A 14,649-nucleotide genomic window follows, 5' to 3' on the forward strand; every position below is an offset into this window, starting at 1 on the left:
GTCCGGGCCGGATCGGCGTACATCCGTGACGAACGAACTTCGGAGAGAGGGCATCAGACGATCTCGTAGAAGCGCCAGAGGCCGAACTCGGGGACCAGCACCTCGATGTCGCTCCAGCCCGCCGCGCGCGCATAGCCGCGGAGGGTCGAGGGGCGCATCACCGTCCCGGTGGCGGCGCTCGGCGTGTGCGACCGGCCGTCGGGCAGGCACACGAAGAGGCTGAAGCCGTACAGCACGCGCTCGAGGTCGCTCGCGTTCGCGGCGAAGCGGTCCTCGGTGGCCTCGTCCATGATCACGACGATGCCGTCGTCGCTCACCGCACCGCGCGCCGCGGCGAGCACGTCCACGGGGTGGGGCATGTCGTGCAGGCACTCGAACGCGAACACCGCGTCGAACGGGCCGTGTGCGTCGACCAGGGCCGCGTCCGCGAGCAGGAACTCCACGCGGTCGGCGACCCCCGCCTCGGCGGCATTGCGCCGAGCCGCCTCGACCGAGGCCTCGTCGATGTCGAGGCCGACAGCGCGCAGCTGCGGGTAGGCCTTCGCCAGTGCGATCGACGACCAGCCGCCGCCGAAGCCCAGGTCGGCGATCCGCGCATCGGGACGGCGCAGGATGCCGTCGAGCCGCTCGATGCGGCTGAAGAGCGCGGGCAGGTCGTCGAACCACGGGCGGTTCATGTCGGCCTGCGCCTCGCGGGCGTGCCGGCCGAGCTGCTCCCAGCTGACGCCGCCGCCGGTGCGGTACGCGTCCACGAGCGCGTCGATCTGGCTGCCCGAGGCAGCGGCCATGCGGGCCAGAGGTTCGAGGTACGACTGGCTGCCCTGGTCGAGCAGCACCTCGGCGACCCCGGGCGCGAGTCGGAAGCGGCGGGCTGCGGCGTCCGGATTCTCTTCCGCGACCAGGATTCCGCTCGCGGCCTGCTGTTCGAGCCACTCGCGGGCGTAACGGGCGTCGGTGCGCGTCGTGTCGGCGAGTTCGTCTGCCGCAAGGCCATCGGCGCGTGCGAGCTCGGCGTACCAGCCGAGCTGCGAGCCGAGATGCACGGCCATGAGGTCGAACCAGCCGAGCGTGGCCTCCATGATCCGGTCGGCGAACGCCGCCGTGGCCTCGGCCTGGGTGTCAGCGCCGGTGATCGTTGTCGACATCATCGTCTCCTTCATGAGTGTTCCCTCGATTGCCTGCCCATGACGCTACGGAGCCGGCTGGGGCCGCCGCGTCGGCAGAACCGCGCAATCCCGCGCGAAGGTCTGCACCATTCGATGCAGACACCCCGCTCGGCAACAGACGAGTTCACCGGCTGCGCTTCCCCGCGTGCTCGCGCCACCACGCGGCGGCGGCGGTGCGCGAGCCCACGTCGAGCTTCACGTAGATGTTCGCGAGGTGCCGGCTCACGGTCTTCTCGCTGATGAAGAGCTCGTCGGCGATCTGCCGGTTGGCCTTGCCCTGCGCGACGAGCTCGACGATCTCGCGCTCCCTGGCCGTCAGTGGCCCGCCGTCTTCGGCAGCCGCCGATCTCACGACCACCGGCGGCGCGCCGAGGCGCGCAAAGATCGCACCCGCCTGCTCCCGCAGCTGCGCGGCCAGCGCTTGCTCCCCGCGGAGCTCCTGTGCGGTGGCGAGCCAGCAGAGCACGTTCGCCTGCTCCCAGGGCTGCCCCAAGCGCCGGAAGAGGTCGAGGGCGGCGTGCAGCCGGCCGACGGCGTCCGCGGCGTCGCCGGTGTAGATCAGGATCATCCCGCGCCCATGGGCCGCCCACGCGTGGAATCCGTCGCTGCCGAAGGCGCGGGCGTCGTCCTCGAGCTCGTCGAGCAGGTGCTCGGCCTCCCGCGGCCGCCCGTCCGCGAGAGCGATCTCGATCCCCGGACGCAGCAGCCGCGCGCGGCCCATCCGATCGCGCTGCTCCAGTGCGGCGGCGATCATCGCGGCCGCGCGCTCGGTGTCGCCGTCCGCGAGCACCAGCAGCGCCTCGCCCGGCACCGGGTCGACCCCGGCCTCGCTCGCACGGCGGTAGGCGTCGCGCGCTCCGGCGGCATCGCCGCGGAGGCGCCGGATCTCGCCGAGCTGGTTCCAGCCCTCGCCGGCGATCCACGGGTGATCGGATCCGAGGTCCTCGCACGCGCGCTCGAGCGCCGACTCCGCAGCATCCCATTCCCCACTCGCGGACTGGAGCTCGAGTCGGTGCACGCGGCAGACGCCGGCGTAGAGGACGTGCGCGCCGCGTGCGGCGCACCAGGCCTCCGTCGCGCGGGTCCAGTCGGCCATGCGGCGGAAGTCGGCGAGCTCATGGCACACGTGGATGGTGGTGCACAGCACGTCGCCCGCCCACTCCGCCTCGAGTTCGTCCGACACGACGCAGAGCATGGCCTCGTCGAGCTGCGCGAAGCCCTCGGCCGTGCGCCCCGCCCGGATCGCGTGCATCCCGGCCATGACCGCGCTCAACGCGGACACCGCGGGCTGTCGCAGCGCGTCGGCCAGCTCGCGCATGCGCGACACGCTTTCGGCCGGCCACAGCGCGCCGGTGGCGTCGAGGTCCATGCTCGCCGTGAGGTACACCTCGTAGGCGTGCCCGCGACCGTCGGGCAGGTCGGCGAGGATCCTCCGCGCGCGCCGCGCCCACGCGGTTCCGACGGTGATCTCGGCCCGGATCAGGCGTACGAGCGCGACGACGAGCGCCGCCTCGGCCGCGCCCATGGCGTCGCCCTCGTCGGAGAGCACGCGGAAGGCCGACTCCAGGCGCTCGAGGCAGGCATCCTGGCGCCCGAGCCACCACTCGCACGACGCGAGCGCGCGCAGGTCGGCACCGGTGGCCGCGGCGTCGCGGCGGGCCCCCTCGAACGCCTCCCGCGCCGTCTCCCAGTCACCGGACCGGTATGCCGCCCGCGCCTGTTCGAGCACGGCGACCGTGTCCGCCATGCCCGAATGGTACCGCCGTCATCGCGCCGTGTCCGAGGGTCGCCGCGCGACCCCGATGCGCGTGCGCAGAGACCCCGTAGAGAGCGAGCATGATCGCCATGGTCGTGAGGTAGAAGCCGTGCAGGATCCAGATCGGTCCGAACGGCAGACTCAGCACGTAGACGGTGTAGACGGCGTTGCCGACGTTGCCCATCACGAGCGCACTGAGGCTGTACGAGCGCAGGTCGCCGGAGCGCACGGCCTTCACCACCATCGGCAGGTTGGCCGCGGCGAACAGCACGGTCGAGACCGTCCCGGCGAGCGTCGCAGCATCCATATAGGGAAGATACGGATGCTGCCACCCGCGATACATCGGCAGTTCTACCCATTTCCGCCGAGGCGGCCTGCATGATTCGGCCCGCAGGCTTCCGTGCTCAGGAGGCGAGGACGGTCCCCACGGCCCCTCCACCTGCCGCTGGCGCGTCAGGCGGAGCCTCTGGCCGCGTGGGCCCAGCCTGCCTGCCGCGCGGCGCCGAGGGCCACGTACTCCCCCGGCTCGGGCACCTCGACCGGAAGCCCGAGCACGAGCGGCGCGATCTCGCGCACCGCTGCGGACTGCGCGCCGCCGCCGACGAGCAACGCGCGCTCGAGCGGCACGCCGAGGCCGCGGAGGGCTTCGAGCCCGGCAGCGAGCCCCGAGAGCATGCCCTCGACCGCGGCGCGAGCGAGGTTCTCGCGCGTCGTCGAGGCGAGCGTCATGCCGGTGAGCGAGGCCGTGGCGTCGGGAAGGTTGGGCGTGCGCTCGCCCTCGAAGTAGGGCACCAGCGTCAGGCCCGCGGCGCCCGGTTCGGCGGAGAGAGCCAGCCGCGACAGCTCGGCGTGGTCGACGCCGAGCACGCGTCCGATCGCGTCGAGCACGCGCGCGGCGTTGAGCGTCGCGACGAGCGGCAGGAAGCGCCCCGTGCAGTCCGCGAAGCCGGCGACCGTGCCGGTGGGATCGATCGTGCGCTCCTCGCTCACGGCGAACACGGTTCCGCTGGTGCCGATCGACACGACCACGTCTCCGGGACCGGCGCCGAGCCCGAGGGCCGCGCCCGCGTTGTCGCCGGCGCCGCCGCCGACACGCCGGTCCGCGGCATCCGTCACCCATTCGTCGGGTCCGAGTACGCGCGGGAGCGCGGCGTCGTGGCCGAGGGCGGCGATGAGCAGCTCGCGGTCGTAGCCGCCCGTGGCGGGGTTCCAGTAACCCGTGCCCGAGGCGTCGGAGCGGTCGGTGACGAGCTCGTCGAGCTCGGGGCCGCGCGGAGACTCGCCCTCGGGCCCGAACCCGCGCAGCCGCCAGGTCAGCCAGTCGTGCGGCAGGGCGACGGCCGCGACCCGCGCGGCGTTGTCGGGCTCGTGGTCGCGCAGCCACCGCAGCTTCGTGATGGTGAAGGATGCCACGGGCACGAGGCCCGTGCGCCGTGCGAGCTCCTCGGCGCCGAACTCCGCCGTGAGGTCGGCCGCGGCCTGCGCCGAGCGGGTGTCGTTCCACAGCAGCGCGTCGCGGACGACGTGCCCCTCGGCGTCGAGCGCCACCATGCCGTGCTGCTGCCCGCCGATCGCCCAAGCCTCGACGTCGTCGATCCCTCCGGCGTCGGCGATCGCCTCCTGCAGTGCGCTCCACCATGCCTCGGGGTCGACCGAGGTGCCGTCGGGGTGCGACGCACGCCCCTGCCGGACGACCGCGCGGGTCGCCGCATCCACGATCACGACCTTGCAGGACTGCGTCGACGAATCGACCCCCATCACGAGGCTCATGTGCGCTCCTTCACGCTGTGTTCCGCCGAAACAGGGGATTCCACGCGAGACCGGGGACTGTGCCCCGGGTCTCGACGAGAATCCCCTGGTTCGGTGAGTGGGATCGGTCAGCCGCGGGCGCCGAGCAGGTGCTCGGTGGCCAGCTGCTGCAGGCGGACGAAGCCGAAGCCCTTGCCGCCGAGGTACACGTTCGCGTCGAAGTCCTCGTAGGCCGAGCGGTCCGCGAGGAAGTCGTCGTACGTCTCACCCGGGTTGAGCGTCGGAACCGACAGCTCGTCGACCTTTGCGGCGGCGAGCGCCTCCTGCACCTCGGGGTCGGCGCGGAAGGCCGCGGCGCGCTCCTTGAGCAGCAGGTAGGTGCGCATGTTCGCGGCGGCAGAGTCCCAGACGCCCGTCTCATCCTCGGTGCGTGAGGGCTTGTAGTCGAAGTGGCGCGGGCCGTCGTACGCAGGCACGCCGCCGGGGCCGCCGTTCTCGAGCAGGTCGACGAGCGCGAACGCGTTGTGCAGGTCGCCGTGGCCGAACACGAGGTCCTGGTCGTACTTGATGCCGCGCTGGCCGTTGAGGTCGATGTGGAAGAGCTTGCCGTGGAACAGCGCCTGAGCGATGCCGGCGGCGAAGTTGAGGCCCGCCATCTGCTCGTGGCCGACCTCGGGGTTGAGGCCGACGAGCTCGGGGCGCTCGAGCGAGTCGATGAATGCGATCGCGTGCCCGAGCGTGGGCAGCAGGATGTCGCCGCGGGGCTCGTTGGGCTTCGGCTCGATGGCGAAGCGGATGTCGTAGCCCTTGTCGGTGACGTAGTCGCCCAGGAGGTTGACGGCCTCGCGGTAGCGCTCGAGCGCGGCGCGGATGTCCTTGGCGGAGTCGTACTCGGCGCCCTCGCGGCCGCCCCACATGACGAAGGTCTTGGCGCCGAGCTCGGCACCGAGGTCGAGCTGGCGGAACACCTTGCGCAGCGCGAAGCGACGCACGTCGCGGTCGTTCGACGTGAAGCCGCCGTCCTTGAAGACCGGGGCCGAGAAGAGGTTCGTGGTGACCATCGGGATGATCAGGCCGGTGTCGGCGAGCGCGCCCTTCAGGCGGTCGATCTGCGTCTGGCGCTCTGCATCCGTCGATCCGAAGGCGAACAGGTCGTCGTCGTGGAAGGTGAGTCCGTAGGCGCCCAGCTCGGCGAGCTTCTCGACGGCGTGGACGACGTCGAGGTGGTTGCGGGTCGGCCCACCGAAGGGGTCGGTCCCGTTGTAGCCGATGGTCCAGAGACCGAACGAGAACTTGTCGGCGCGGGTGGGGGTGGGCATGACGCTCCTTCGCGGTAAATGTTGCTGCCGACAACCTATACCAGAATGGATGCTGCGTCCACCACGGACGGAGCTTTCCACGCGAACCGCGCCTCCAGACTCGGGAAGCGATGATCAGATGACGCCGCGGGTCCACGCGTGTCCGGTTGTGACCGGAAGTTCATCAGGCCTTAACACGCGGTTCCGGTCGGAGCGCGGAGAATGATCTCGGGAGCGCGATCCGGTCGCGCGGACGCCGGCGTCAGCCCTCGCCGGCCCATCCCCACGCGTCTATCCCCTGCCCGAAAAGTGCAGGCGAGGCGGAGGATCGGGGCACGACGAGAGGAGCCTCCCCCATGGTGCTCGAGAGGCCGTCCTCACCGGCGAGACGAAGTGCCCTGCGGTCGCGTGTCATGCCGTCGCCGAAGGAGCTGCCGCCGCGACGACCGGAGCCGCCGGCACCCGACGACTCGGCCGTCCGGTGGGAGCGCATCGACATCGATCGCTACGAGGTGAGCGCCGCCGCGGCGACCGTCGGCTTCATCGACGTCGTCGGGGCCGTGTTCGTCGTCCTCGCCGGCCCTCGCTACGACCGGGCCGTCGAAGTGCTCCAGACGCTCGACTTCCCCCTCGCCGTCGCCGCGATCTCGCCGGCTGGTGTCCCGCGCCCGTCCGACTGACCCTCCGCGCCACGCGGTGCCACCGGTTTGAAGCTCCGCGCAACAAATCTCGAAGCGCCGCCTCGACGCCCCCTACAGTGAGACGGTGAGCGATCCAACGGCCGCCGAGGGCGTACGCCAGCGCAATCTGGCACGGCTGCTCCGCCTCGTCCACCTCGAAGGCCCTCTCTCTCGAGCACGACTCACCGAGTCCACGGGTCTCAACCGGTCGACGATCGCCGACCTCGTGGCCGAGCTCGTGCGCGAGGGGCTGGTCGTCGAGCGCGCGCCCGATCCGTCCCGGCGCGTGGGCCGCCCATCGCCGGTCGTCGCCGCCGATGCACGCGTGATGGCGATCGCAGCCAACCCGGAGGTCGACGCCCTCACGATCGCGGCCGTGGGACTGGACCGCGGCATCCCGGTCCGTGAACGCATCGAGCTCGACCACTTGCTGTCGCCGGACGAGACGGCACGGCTCATCGCCGAGCGTGTCGAGGCGTGGCGCGCGGGCGAACTCGCCGACGCGCACATCGTCGGCGTCGGACTCGCCGTTCCGGGACTGGTGCGAGCGGCCGACGGGCTCGTTCGCAACGCCCCGCACCTGCGCTGGGCAGACGCGCCCGTGCGCGACCTCGTCGCCGAGGCCACCGGCCTGCCGACCGTCGTGGGCAACGACGCGACGCTGGGGGCGATCGCCGAGCATCTCTTCGGCGCCGCGGTCGGCTTCGATGACGTCGTGTACCTCAATGGCGGCGCGAGCGGGATCGGCGGCGGCCTGATCGTGCACGGCCAGCCGCTCCTCGGCGCCGGCGGCTACACCGGCGAGTTCGGGCAGAATCGCCCCGGCATCGCGTCGGCCACCGACCGTCGCGCCGACGACGGCGTGCTCGAGGACGAGGTCAGCAGAACCCGACTGCTCGCTGCCGTCGGACTTCACGCGGCGGACGAGCCGGCGCTCGCCGCGGCTGTGTCCGCAGCGGGCCCGACCGCCGCCGAGGAGGTCGCGCGACAGCGCCGCATCCTCTCGACGGCGCTCGCCAACGCCGTCAACGCGCTCAACCCTTCGGTGGTCGTGCTCGGCGGTTTCCTCGCGACGATCGCCGCGGTCGATGTGCAGGGACTCGGAACCATGGTCCAGGAGCAGACCATGTCGGCGACCAGCGAGCAGCTCCTCATCCGTGTCGCATCACTGGCCGAGGATCGCCTCCTCATCGGGGCCGCCGAGGCCGCCTTCGCCGAGCTGCTCCGGGATCCTGGCGGCGCAGCTCGGAGCTGACTCACGCCGGCGGGGCAGTGGTGTCCCGCGGCACGAGACGCGTCGGCAGCTTGACATGCGTGACGGGTGGCGTCTTCCCGTCCATGAGTTCCAGCAGCATCCCGACAGCCTCGGCGCCGAGCACCTGCATCGGCTGGCGCACCGTCGACAGCGCGGGTGTCGACTTGGACGCCTCGGGGACGTCGTCGAAGCCGATCACCGACAACTCGCGGGGGACGTCGATGCCGAGCTCGGACGCCACCCTGACGATCTCCAGACCCGAGATGTCGTTGGCGGCGAAGACCGCGGTCGGCCGGTCGGGACGGTGGAGCATCTCGAGTGCGGCCACGCGGACGGCGTCCTGCTGGTAGCTCCCCGAGCCGACGAGCGCCGGATCGAGGGGGATGCCCGCGTCCGCCAGTGCGCGTCGATAGCCGGCGTCTCGCGCGATCGACGAGCGCAGATCCGGACGACCGGCGATGAAGCCGATGCGCGAGTGGCCCAGCTCGATGAGGTAGCGCGTCGCCTGCAGAGCACCTCCGAAGCTGTCGCATTCGACGGTCGGCAGATCGGCAGGACCCGTGTGCGGGTCGATGGCGACGACCGGCACCTCAGCGCCCACGTTCACCACCGTCGGGGTGACGATGATGGCGCCGTCGATGAGCGTGCCGCTCAGTCGCGACAGCGAACGCCGCTCCCACCCCTCCGCGGCACCGTGCGACCCTGAGTAGGCGAGCAGGTCGTACCGCGAGTCGCGCAGCGCCTCGCCGACGCCCTTCAGGATCTCGGCACTGAAGGGCTCGAAGTCCGCGACGAGCACGCCGATCACACCCGTCTTGCGCGATCGCATGCTGCTGGCGATGAGGCTCGACTCGTATCCGAGCTCGGCCACGACGGCGAGAACTTTGTCCACCGTCTCGCTCGCCACTCCATAGCGCCCGTTCACCGCCTTGGAGACGGTGGCGACCGAGACGCCGGCTGCGGCGGCGACGTCGGTGATCGTGGGACGACGGGTCATGTCTCGAAATCATAACGGCCTCGAAACCGTTATTGAAAACGTTTGACATATGATTTGTTGTCGACTCAGACTTTTCTCGCCCGGTCTGCACGCCGGGCGGTACGCGACCCGATCGCGTCGACCACCAGCACCTCGCAGCAGAGGTGCCCCTCGAAGAAGAGACGGGAATCACATGATGCGCAAGAGAATCCTCGCGGGTTCCGCAGCACTCATCATCGGCGCGCTCGCGCTCGCCGGCTGTAGCGCCGGCGGCGGCGACAGCAATGATGGCAACGTCGAGATGACGCTCTGGCAGAACTCGACGACAGGCCCGGGCCAGCAGTTCTGGAAGGACGCCATCGCCGCGTTCGAGAAGGAGAACCCCGGCGTCACGATAAAGATGCAGTCCATCCAGAACGAGGACATGGACGGCAAGCTGCAGACCTCGCTCAACGCGGGCGACCCGCCGGACATCTTCCTGCAGCGCGGCGGCGGCAAGATGGCGGCCATGGTGCAGGCCGGCCAGCTGATGGACCTCACCGGCAAGATCGAGGGCGACGCCAAGGAGAACATCTCCGAAGGCTCGTTCAAGGCGGAGACGTACCAGGACAAGGTCTGGGCGATGCCCCTCTCGGTGCTGCCGGGCGGCATCTTCTACAGCCAGGACCTGTACACCGCAGCGGGCGTCACCGAGAACCCGACCACGATCGACGAGCTCGTCGCGGCCAACGACAAGCTGAAGGCGACCGGGGTGGCGCCGCTCGCCCTCGGCGCGAAGGATGCCTGGCCGGCCGCGCACTGGTTCTACTGGTTCGCACTCCGGGAGTGCGCCCCGAAGACGGTCGAGGAGACCGGCGACTCCAAGGACTTCAGCGACCCGTGCTGGCTGAAGGCCGCAGAGGACCTCGCCGACTTCGCTGCCACGGAGCCGTTCAACGACGGCTTCCTCACCACGTCCGCGCAGCAGGGCGCCGGCAGCTCGGCCGGCCTCGTCGCCAACCACCAGGCGGGCGGCGAGCTGATGGGCGCGTGGGACCCGGGCGTGATCGCCTCGCTGACGCCGGACGAGAAGCCGCTTCCAGATCTGGCGTGGTACCCCTTCCCGGAGGTTTCCGGCGGCAAGGGCGAGCCCGGCTCGATGATGGGCGGCGTCGACGGCTACTCATGCTCCGCGAAGGCACCCAAGGAGTGCGTCGACTTCCTCAACTTCGTCGCGTCGAACGACCAGCAGACCGCGTACTACAAGGCGTTCAACTCGCCCCCCGTGAACCAGGCCGCACAGGCCGAGGTCACCGAGCCTTACCTGAAGCAGATCCTCGAGGCCTACAACGCGGCCCCGTTCGTCTCGCAGTGGCTCGACACGGTGCTCGGGCAGAACGTCGGCAACGCGCTCAACGTCGCCGTCGTCTCGATGCTCGCCGGACAGAGCACCCCGCAGCAGATGATCGACGAGGCCAACAAGGCCGGGGCGAAGGGCTAGGAAGAACTCCCATGCAGACAAGCGAGACCCCGAAGACGGACGATCGCCCGGAGACGGATCTCGCGCAGCGTTCCGGGGGCGGCGGCGTCACACCGCCGCCCCCGGCGTCGCAGCGCCGCCGATCCCGAGGACTCGGCTGGTCGGGCCGCCTGGAGGTGGCGATCCTGGCCGGGCCGGCGATGCTCGTCTTCATCGGGTTCGTCATCTTCCCCGTGATCATGGCGGCCTACTACGGCTTCTTCAACTGGCACGGCTACGGGCCGGCGACCGACTTCATCGGACTGAAGAACTACGTCACGATCCTCACCGACCCGGACTTCCAGGAAGCACTCGGTCACAACGCGTTCATCGTCGTCACGTCGATCCTCATCCAAGGACCGATCGCCCTGCTCCTGGCGCTCCTGCTGAACCGCAAGATGCGCGGGCAGTCCGTCATCCGCGTGCTCATCTTCGTTCCCTACGTCATCGCAGAGGTCGTCGTGGGAACCGGGTTCAGCCTGCTCCTGGCGACCAACGGGGGCCTGAACGGAGTCCTGGAGAAGTGGGGCCTTTCCGGGCTGACCCACGACTGGCTCGCCGATCCGAGCATCGCCATCTGGACTCTCGTCGCGATCCTCACCTGGAAGTACGTGGGCTTCGCCGTCATCCTGTTCCTGGCGGGCCTTCAGGGCATCCCCGACGAGCTCTACGAGGCGGCGGCCATCGACGGCGCCACCTACTGGCAGATCCAGCGGCGCATCACGATTCCGCTGCTCGCGCCGACCCTGCGCATCTGGGCGTTCCTGTCGATCATCGGCGCACTGCAGCTGTTCGACCTGGTCTACATCATCTGGGGCCAGTACGTCGCTCCCGTCGCGGGCACCTCCACGATGGCGACGTACATGGTGGCCAACGGTCGCAACGCCGGCAACTTCGGCTACGGCAACGCGGTCGCCGTCGTCATCTTCCTCATCTCCCTCATCGTCGCCCTCGTCTACCAGCGCTTCGTGCTGCGCCGCGACACCGCCGGCGCGCTCACTGAAAGGAACGCCCAATGACCACCGCCGCCTCACTGGCGACCATTGAGCTGCCACCGCCACGACGCCAGCGCACGCGGCGCTCCACGCCCGCCGTGTGGTTCGTCGCGCTCGTCGTGATCGCACTGATGCTCGGGCCGGTCCTGTACATCATCCTCGGCGGCTTCCGCTCGAACTCCCAGATCACGACGGACCCCGGGGGCCTCCCCGACCCGTGGGTCTTCACGAACTACCTCGACGTGCTGACCGGCGGCGTCTTCTGGCAGCTCGTACTCAACTCCACCATCGTCGGGATCGCCACCACGCTCGGCGTCATCGTGCTGGGCCTCATGGCGAGCTACGTGCTCGCGCGGTACCGGTTCCGGGGCCGGGGTGCGATGTACGCACTGTTCGCGGCGGGACTCATGTTCCCGATCACCGTCGCCATCACGCCCCTCTACATCGTCGTGCGCGACATCGGGCTGATCAACTCGCTGGGCGGCGTCATCCTGCCCCAGATCGCCTTCGGGCTGCCGACGACGATCATCATCCTGGTGCCGTTCCTGCGCGCGATCCCCGACGAGATCGAGGAGGCCGCCTTCATCGACGGATGCAGCCGCCTGGGCTTCTTCTGGCGGATGGTGCTTCCTCTGGCCGTCCCGGGTGTCATCACGGTCGGCATCCTCGCCTTCATCGGCAGCTGGAACAGCTACCTCCTGCCGCTGTTCCTCCTCAACGACAACGCGAACTTCACGCTCCCCCTCGGCGTGCAGGCGTTCTCTTCGCAGTACTCCGTCGACACCGCCAAGGTGCTGGCGTTCACCTCGCTGTCGATGATCCCCGCGCTGGCGTTCTTCAGCCTCTTCGAGCGGCGGATCGTCGGCGGCCTGACGGGAGCGGTCAAGGGATGAGCGACAACGAACTGCGCGCCGTCTCGGAGCGCGTGCTCGCGCTGCACGCACAGATGACCCTCGACGAGAAGCTCGCACAGCTCGTCGGGTACTGGGTCGACCAGGGAGACGAGGTCGTCGCGCCGATGGCGGGCGAGATGGTCACGTCGACGCGGTACGAGGATGCCACCGCGAACGGCATCGGGCACCTCACCCGCGTCTACGGCACGCGGCCGGTGGACCCGGTCGCCCGCGCCGAGTGGCTCTGGGCGGAGCAGCGTCGACTTCGCGAGCAGACCCGCCTCGGGATCCCCGCGATCGTGCACGAGGAGTGCCTCACGGGGCTCGCCGCGTGGAAGGCGGCCACCTTCCCGACGCCGCTCGCCTGGGGCGCGGCCTTCGACCCCGAGCTCACCGAGCAGCTCGGGGCGGCGATCGGCCGCTCGATGGCGGAGCTCGGAATACACCAGGGCCTCGCGCCAGTGCTCGACGTGATCATGGACCCGCGATGGGGTCGTGCCGACGAATGCATCTCGGAGGACCCGTACGTCGTCGGCACGATCGGCACCGCGTACGTCAAGGGACTGCAATCGGCCGGTGTCCACGCCACCCTGAAGCACTTCGCCGGCTATTCCGCGTCGCAGGCCGGCCGCAACCACGCCCCCGTGCACATGGGGCGCCGTCGGCTGCAGGACGTCATGCTCCCGCCGTTCGAGATGGCGGTCCGCGACGGCGGGGTGCGGTCGGTCATGAACTCGTACGCCGAGATCGACGGTGTTCCCGTCGCCTCGAACCCCGAGCTGCTCACCGCGCTCCTGCGCGACGAGTGGGGATTCGACGGCACCGTCGTGGCCGACTACTTCTCGGTCGCATTCCTCCACGCGCTGCACGGGGTCGCGGGCGATCTCGGTGAGGCTGCGCTGCTGGCGCTGCGCGCGGGGATCGACATCGAGCTGCCCACGGGCGACGCGTTCGTCGAGCCCTTGCGCGCGCTGCTCGACTCGAGCGCCCAAGGACGGGCCGATGTGGACCGTGCGGTGCTCCGCGTGCTCTCGCAGAAGGAGGAGCTCGGCCTCCTCGACGAGGACTTCTCTTCGCCGCCGACGCAGGTGGAGCTCGACGGCCCGGTGCTTCGCGACCTCGCTCGCAGGACGGCCGAGGAGTCGGTCGTCCTGCTCGGCAACGACGGCGTGCTTCCACTGGCGGCGCCACGCACCATCGCGCTGATCGGCCCCAACGCCGACGCCGCGGAGTCGCTCATGGGCTGCTACTCGTTCGCCAACCATGTGCTGGCGCACCACCCCGGCACGCCCTTGGGCTTCGAGATCCCGACCATCGCGGAGTCACTGCGCGCGGAGTTCCGCGACGCGGATATCGTGCTCGAGCGCGGCTGCGACGTCGAAGGCGACGACGAGCGCGGCATCGCCGCCGCCGCCCGCGCGGCGGCGGACGCCGAGGTCGCGATCGTCGTCGTGGGCGACCGCGCCGGTCTGTTCGGACGGGGCACCGTCGGCGAGGGCAACGACGTGGACGACCTGGAGCTTCCCGGTGTGCAGCGGCGCCTCGTCGAGGCTGTGGTCGCCACGGGCACCCCGACCGTCGTCGTGATCGTCTCGGGACGCCCGTACGCGATCGGCTGGATGCTCGACGGCAGCACCGCTGCCGCAGCGGTGCTGCAGGCGTTCTTCCCCGGAGAGGAGGGCGGACCCGCGATCGCTCGGATCGTCTCGGGCGCTGCCGAGCCGTCGGGCCGGCTGCCTGTCTCGCTGCCCCGGTCCGCCGGCGCCCAGCCCTACACGTACCTGCACCCCAGGCTCGGGGGTCCGACCGACATCACCAGCGCCGACAACACGCCGGCGAGGCCGTTCGGCTTCGGGCTGACGTACACCTCGTTCACCCGAGAGGACCTCACGGCTTCGGATGCCGCGACCGACGGCACGATCACCGCGCAGGTGCGACTGTCGAACGTGGGCGACCGCGCAGGCACCGATGTCGTGCAGCTCTACGCCCGGGACATCGTCGGCTCGGTCACCCGCCCCGTCGCACAGCTGCTCGCCTACCAGCGGGTGTCCCTGGCGCCTGGCGAGTCGGCGACGGTCACGTTCTCGGTGCCGACCTCGCGGCTCGCGTTCACCGGACGGGAAGGCCGCCGGATCGTCGAGCCCGGTGCCGTCGACCTGTGGGTCGGAGGGTCGTGCGCCGAACGCGACACCGAGACCCGGATCGAGCTCGTCGGACCCGTGCACGCGATCACCGCCGATGCGCCGCGAACGGCAACGGCTGCGGTCTCGGCCCTGGTCCCCGACCCCCGTTGAAAGGGCCCCGAGTGCGTGCAGCACTCGGGGCACTTCGTCTGGGTTGACGTCCGCAATCCGCCCCCCGCTCGACAGGTCAACCGGCCCTC

12 protein-coding genes are annotated in these 14,649 nt (G+C 70.5%); 6 read left to right on the plus strand and 6 right to left on the minus strand.

The window, feature by feature from the left end:
• Positions 1 to 53 precede the first annotated feature (53 nt).
• From ACFC1K_RS11455 to xylA, 5 genes are all read right to left on the minus strand, one after another.
• The gene (locus tag ACFC1K_RS11455) at positions 54 to 1,145 is read right to left on the minus strand and encodes a class I SAM-dependent methyltransferase (RefSeq protein ID WP_375871698.1); all 1,092 of its coding nucleotides are present in this window, start codon (positions 1,143 to 1,145) and stop codon (positions 54 to 56) included.
• A 145-nt stretch (positions 1,146 to 1,290) separates the two neighbouring features.
• Positions 1,291 to 2,913: a LuxR C-terminal-related transcriptional regulator gene (locus tag ACFC1K_RS11460; protein WP_375871699.1), complete on the minus strand. Its 1,623-nt coding sequence runs from the start codon at positions 2,911 to 2,913 to the stop codon at positions 1,291 to 1,293.
• Complete coding sequence (locus tag ACFC1K_RS11465; RefSeq protein WP_375871700.1) at positions 2,858 to 3,229, minus strand: hypothetical protein; 372 nt, start codon at positions 3,227 to 3,229, stop codon at positions 2,858 to 2,860. Before ACFC1K_RS11465 ends, ACFC1K_RS11460 begins: the two co-directional genes overlap by 56 nt.
• A gap of 146 nt (positions 3,230 to 3,375) precedes the next feature.
• Positions 3,376 to 4,692 carry a xylulokinase gene (gene xylB / locus ACFC1K_RS11470; RefSeq protein WP_375871701.1) on the minus strand — a complete coding sequence of 439 codons (1,317 nt, stop codon included), beginning with the start codon at positions 4,690 to 4,692 and terminating at the stop codon, positions 3,376 to 3,378.
• Positions 4,693 to 4,799: 107 nt separating this feature from the next.
• Positions 4,800 to 5,990 carry a xylose isomerase gene (gene xylA, locus ACFC1K_RS11475; protein WP_375871702.1) on the minus strand — a complete coding sequence of 397 codons (1,191 nt, stop codon included), beginning with the start codon at positions 5,988 to 5,990 and terminating at the stop codon, positions 4,800 to 4,802.
• Between the two features lie 392 nt (positions 5,991 to 6,382).
• On the opposite strand from xylA, the gene ACFC1K_RS11480 reads away from it, so the two are divergent.
• Together ACFC1K_RS11480 and ACFC1K_RS11485 are read left to right on the plus strand one after the other, a co-directional pair.
• Positions 6,383 to 6,649 (plus strand): hypothetical protein, encoded by a 267-nt coding sequence (locus ACFC1K_RS11480; RefSeq protein ID WP_375871703.1) that lies wholly within the window; start codon positions 6,383 to 6,385, stop codon positions 6,647 to 6,649.
• Positions 6,650 to 6,734: 85 nt separating this feature from the next.
• Entirely contained in the window at positions 6,735 to 7,904 is a 1,170-nt protein-coding gene (locus ACFC1K_RS11485) for an ROK family protein (RefSeq protein WP_375871704.1), read from the plus strand.
• Between the two features lies 1 nt (position 7,905).
• Here the strand turns inward: ACFC1K_RS11485 and ACFC1K_RS11490 are convergent, their stop codons facing one another.
• Positions 7,906 to 8,901, minus strand: a complete 996-nt coding sequence (locus ACFC1K_RS11490) for a LacI family DNA-binding transcriptional regulator (RefSeq protein WP_375871705.1) — start codon at positions 8,899 to 8,901, stop codon at positions 7,906 to 7,908.
• Between the two features lie 172 nt (positions 8,902 to 9,073).
• Between ACFC1K_RS11490 and ACFC1K_RS11495 the strand changes: the two genes are divergently transcribed.
• Genes ACFC1K_RS11495 through ACFC1K_RS11510 form a run of 4 tightly spaced genes read left to right on the plus strand, consistent with a single transcriptional unit; the run spans position 9,074 to position 14,560 of the window.
• Complete coding sequence (locus ACFC1K_RS11495) at positions 9,074 to 10,360, plus strand: ABC transporter substrate-binding protein (protein ID WP_375871706.1); 1,287 nt, start codon at positions 9,074 to 9,076, stop codon at positions 10,358 to 10,360.
• Positions 10,361 to 10,371: 11 nt separating this feature from the next.
• A complete protein-coding gene (locus ACFC1K_RS11500; RefSeq protein ID WP_375871707.1) occupies positions 10,372 to 11,397 on the plus strand; it encodes a carbohydrate ABC transporter permease in 1,026 nt (341 codons plus the stop codon).
• On the plus strand, positions 11,394 to 12,266 hold the full coding sequence (locus ACFC1K_RS11505) for a carbohydrate ABC transporter permease (protein WP_375871708.1): 873 nt from the start codon (positions 11,394 to 11,396) through the stop codon (positions 12,264 to 12,266). The genes ACFC1K_RS11500 and ACFC1K_RS11505 overlap by 4 nt, the downstream gene beginning before the upstream one ends.
• Positions 12,263 to 14,560 (plus strand): glycoside hydrolase family 3 N-terminal domain-containing protein, encoded by a 2,298-nt coding sequence (locus ACFC1K_RS11510; RefSeq protein WP_375871709.1) that lies wholly within the window; start codon positions 12,263 to 12,265, stop codon positions 14,558 to 14,560. The genes ACFC1K_RS11505 and ACFC1K_RS11510 overlap by 4 nt, the downstream gene beginning before the upstream one ends.
• Positions 14,561 to 14,649 lie beyond the last annotated feature (89 nt).

The sequence above is a fragment of the Microbacterium sp. NPDC056057 genome (assembly GCF_042266945.1).
Classification (GTDB): Bacteria; Actinomycetota; Actinomycetes; order Actinomycetales; family Microbacteriaceae; genus Microbacterium; species Microbacterium trichothecenolyticum_C.

Excerpts from the sequence above, each read along its gene's own strand:
- ACFC1K_RS11500 (WP_375871707.1), top strand. The coding sequence starts at position 10,372 with ATGCAGACAAGCGAGACCCCGAAGACGGACGATCGCCCGGAGACGGAT.
- ACFC1K_RS11495 (WP_375871706.1), top strand. The coding sequence starts at position 9,074 with ATGATGCGCAAGAGAATCCTCGCGGGTTCCGCAGCACTCATCATCGGC.
- ACFC1K_RS11465 (WP_375871700.1), bottom strand. The coding sequence starts at position 3,229 with ATGGATGCTGCGACGCTCGCCGGGACGGTCTCGACCGTGCTGTTCGCC.
- ACFC1K_RS11490 (WP_375871705.1), bottom strand. The coding sequence starts at position 8,901 with ATGACCCGTCGTCCCACGATCACCGACGTCGCCGCCGCAGCCGGCGTC.
- ACFC1K_RS11455 (WP_375871698.1), bottom strand. The coding sequence starts at position 1,145 with ATGTCGACAACGATCACCGGCGCTGACACCCAGGCCGAGGCCACGGCG.
- xylA (WP_375871702.1), bottom strand. The coding sequence starts at position 5,990 with ATGCCCACCCCCACCCGCGCCGACAAGTTCTCGTTCGGTCTCTGGACC.
- ACFC1K_RS11460 (WP_375871699.1), bottom strand. The coding sequence starts at position 2,913 with ATGGCGGACACGGTCGCCGTGCTCGAACAGGCGCGGGCGGCATACCGG.
- xylB (WP_375871701.1), bottom strand. The coding sequence starts at position 4,692 with ATGAGCCTCGTGATGGGGGTCGATTCGTCGACGCAGTCCTGCAAGGTC.
- ACFC1K_RS11505 (WP_375871708.1), top strand. The coding sequence starts at position 11,394 with ATGACCACCGCCGCCTCACTGGCGACCATTGAGCTGCCACCGCCACGA.
- ACFC1K_RS11480 (WP_375871703.1), top strand. The coding sequence starts at position 6,383 with ATGCCGTCGCCGAAGGAGCTGCCGCCGCGACGACCGGAGCCGCCGGCA.
- ACFC1K_RS11510 (WP_375871709.1), top strand. The coding sequence starts at position 12,263 with ATGAGCGACAACGAACTGCGCGCCGTCTCGGAGCGCGTGCTCGCGCTG.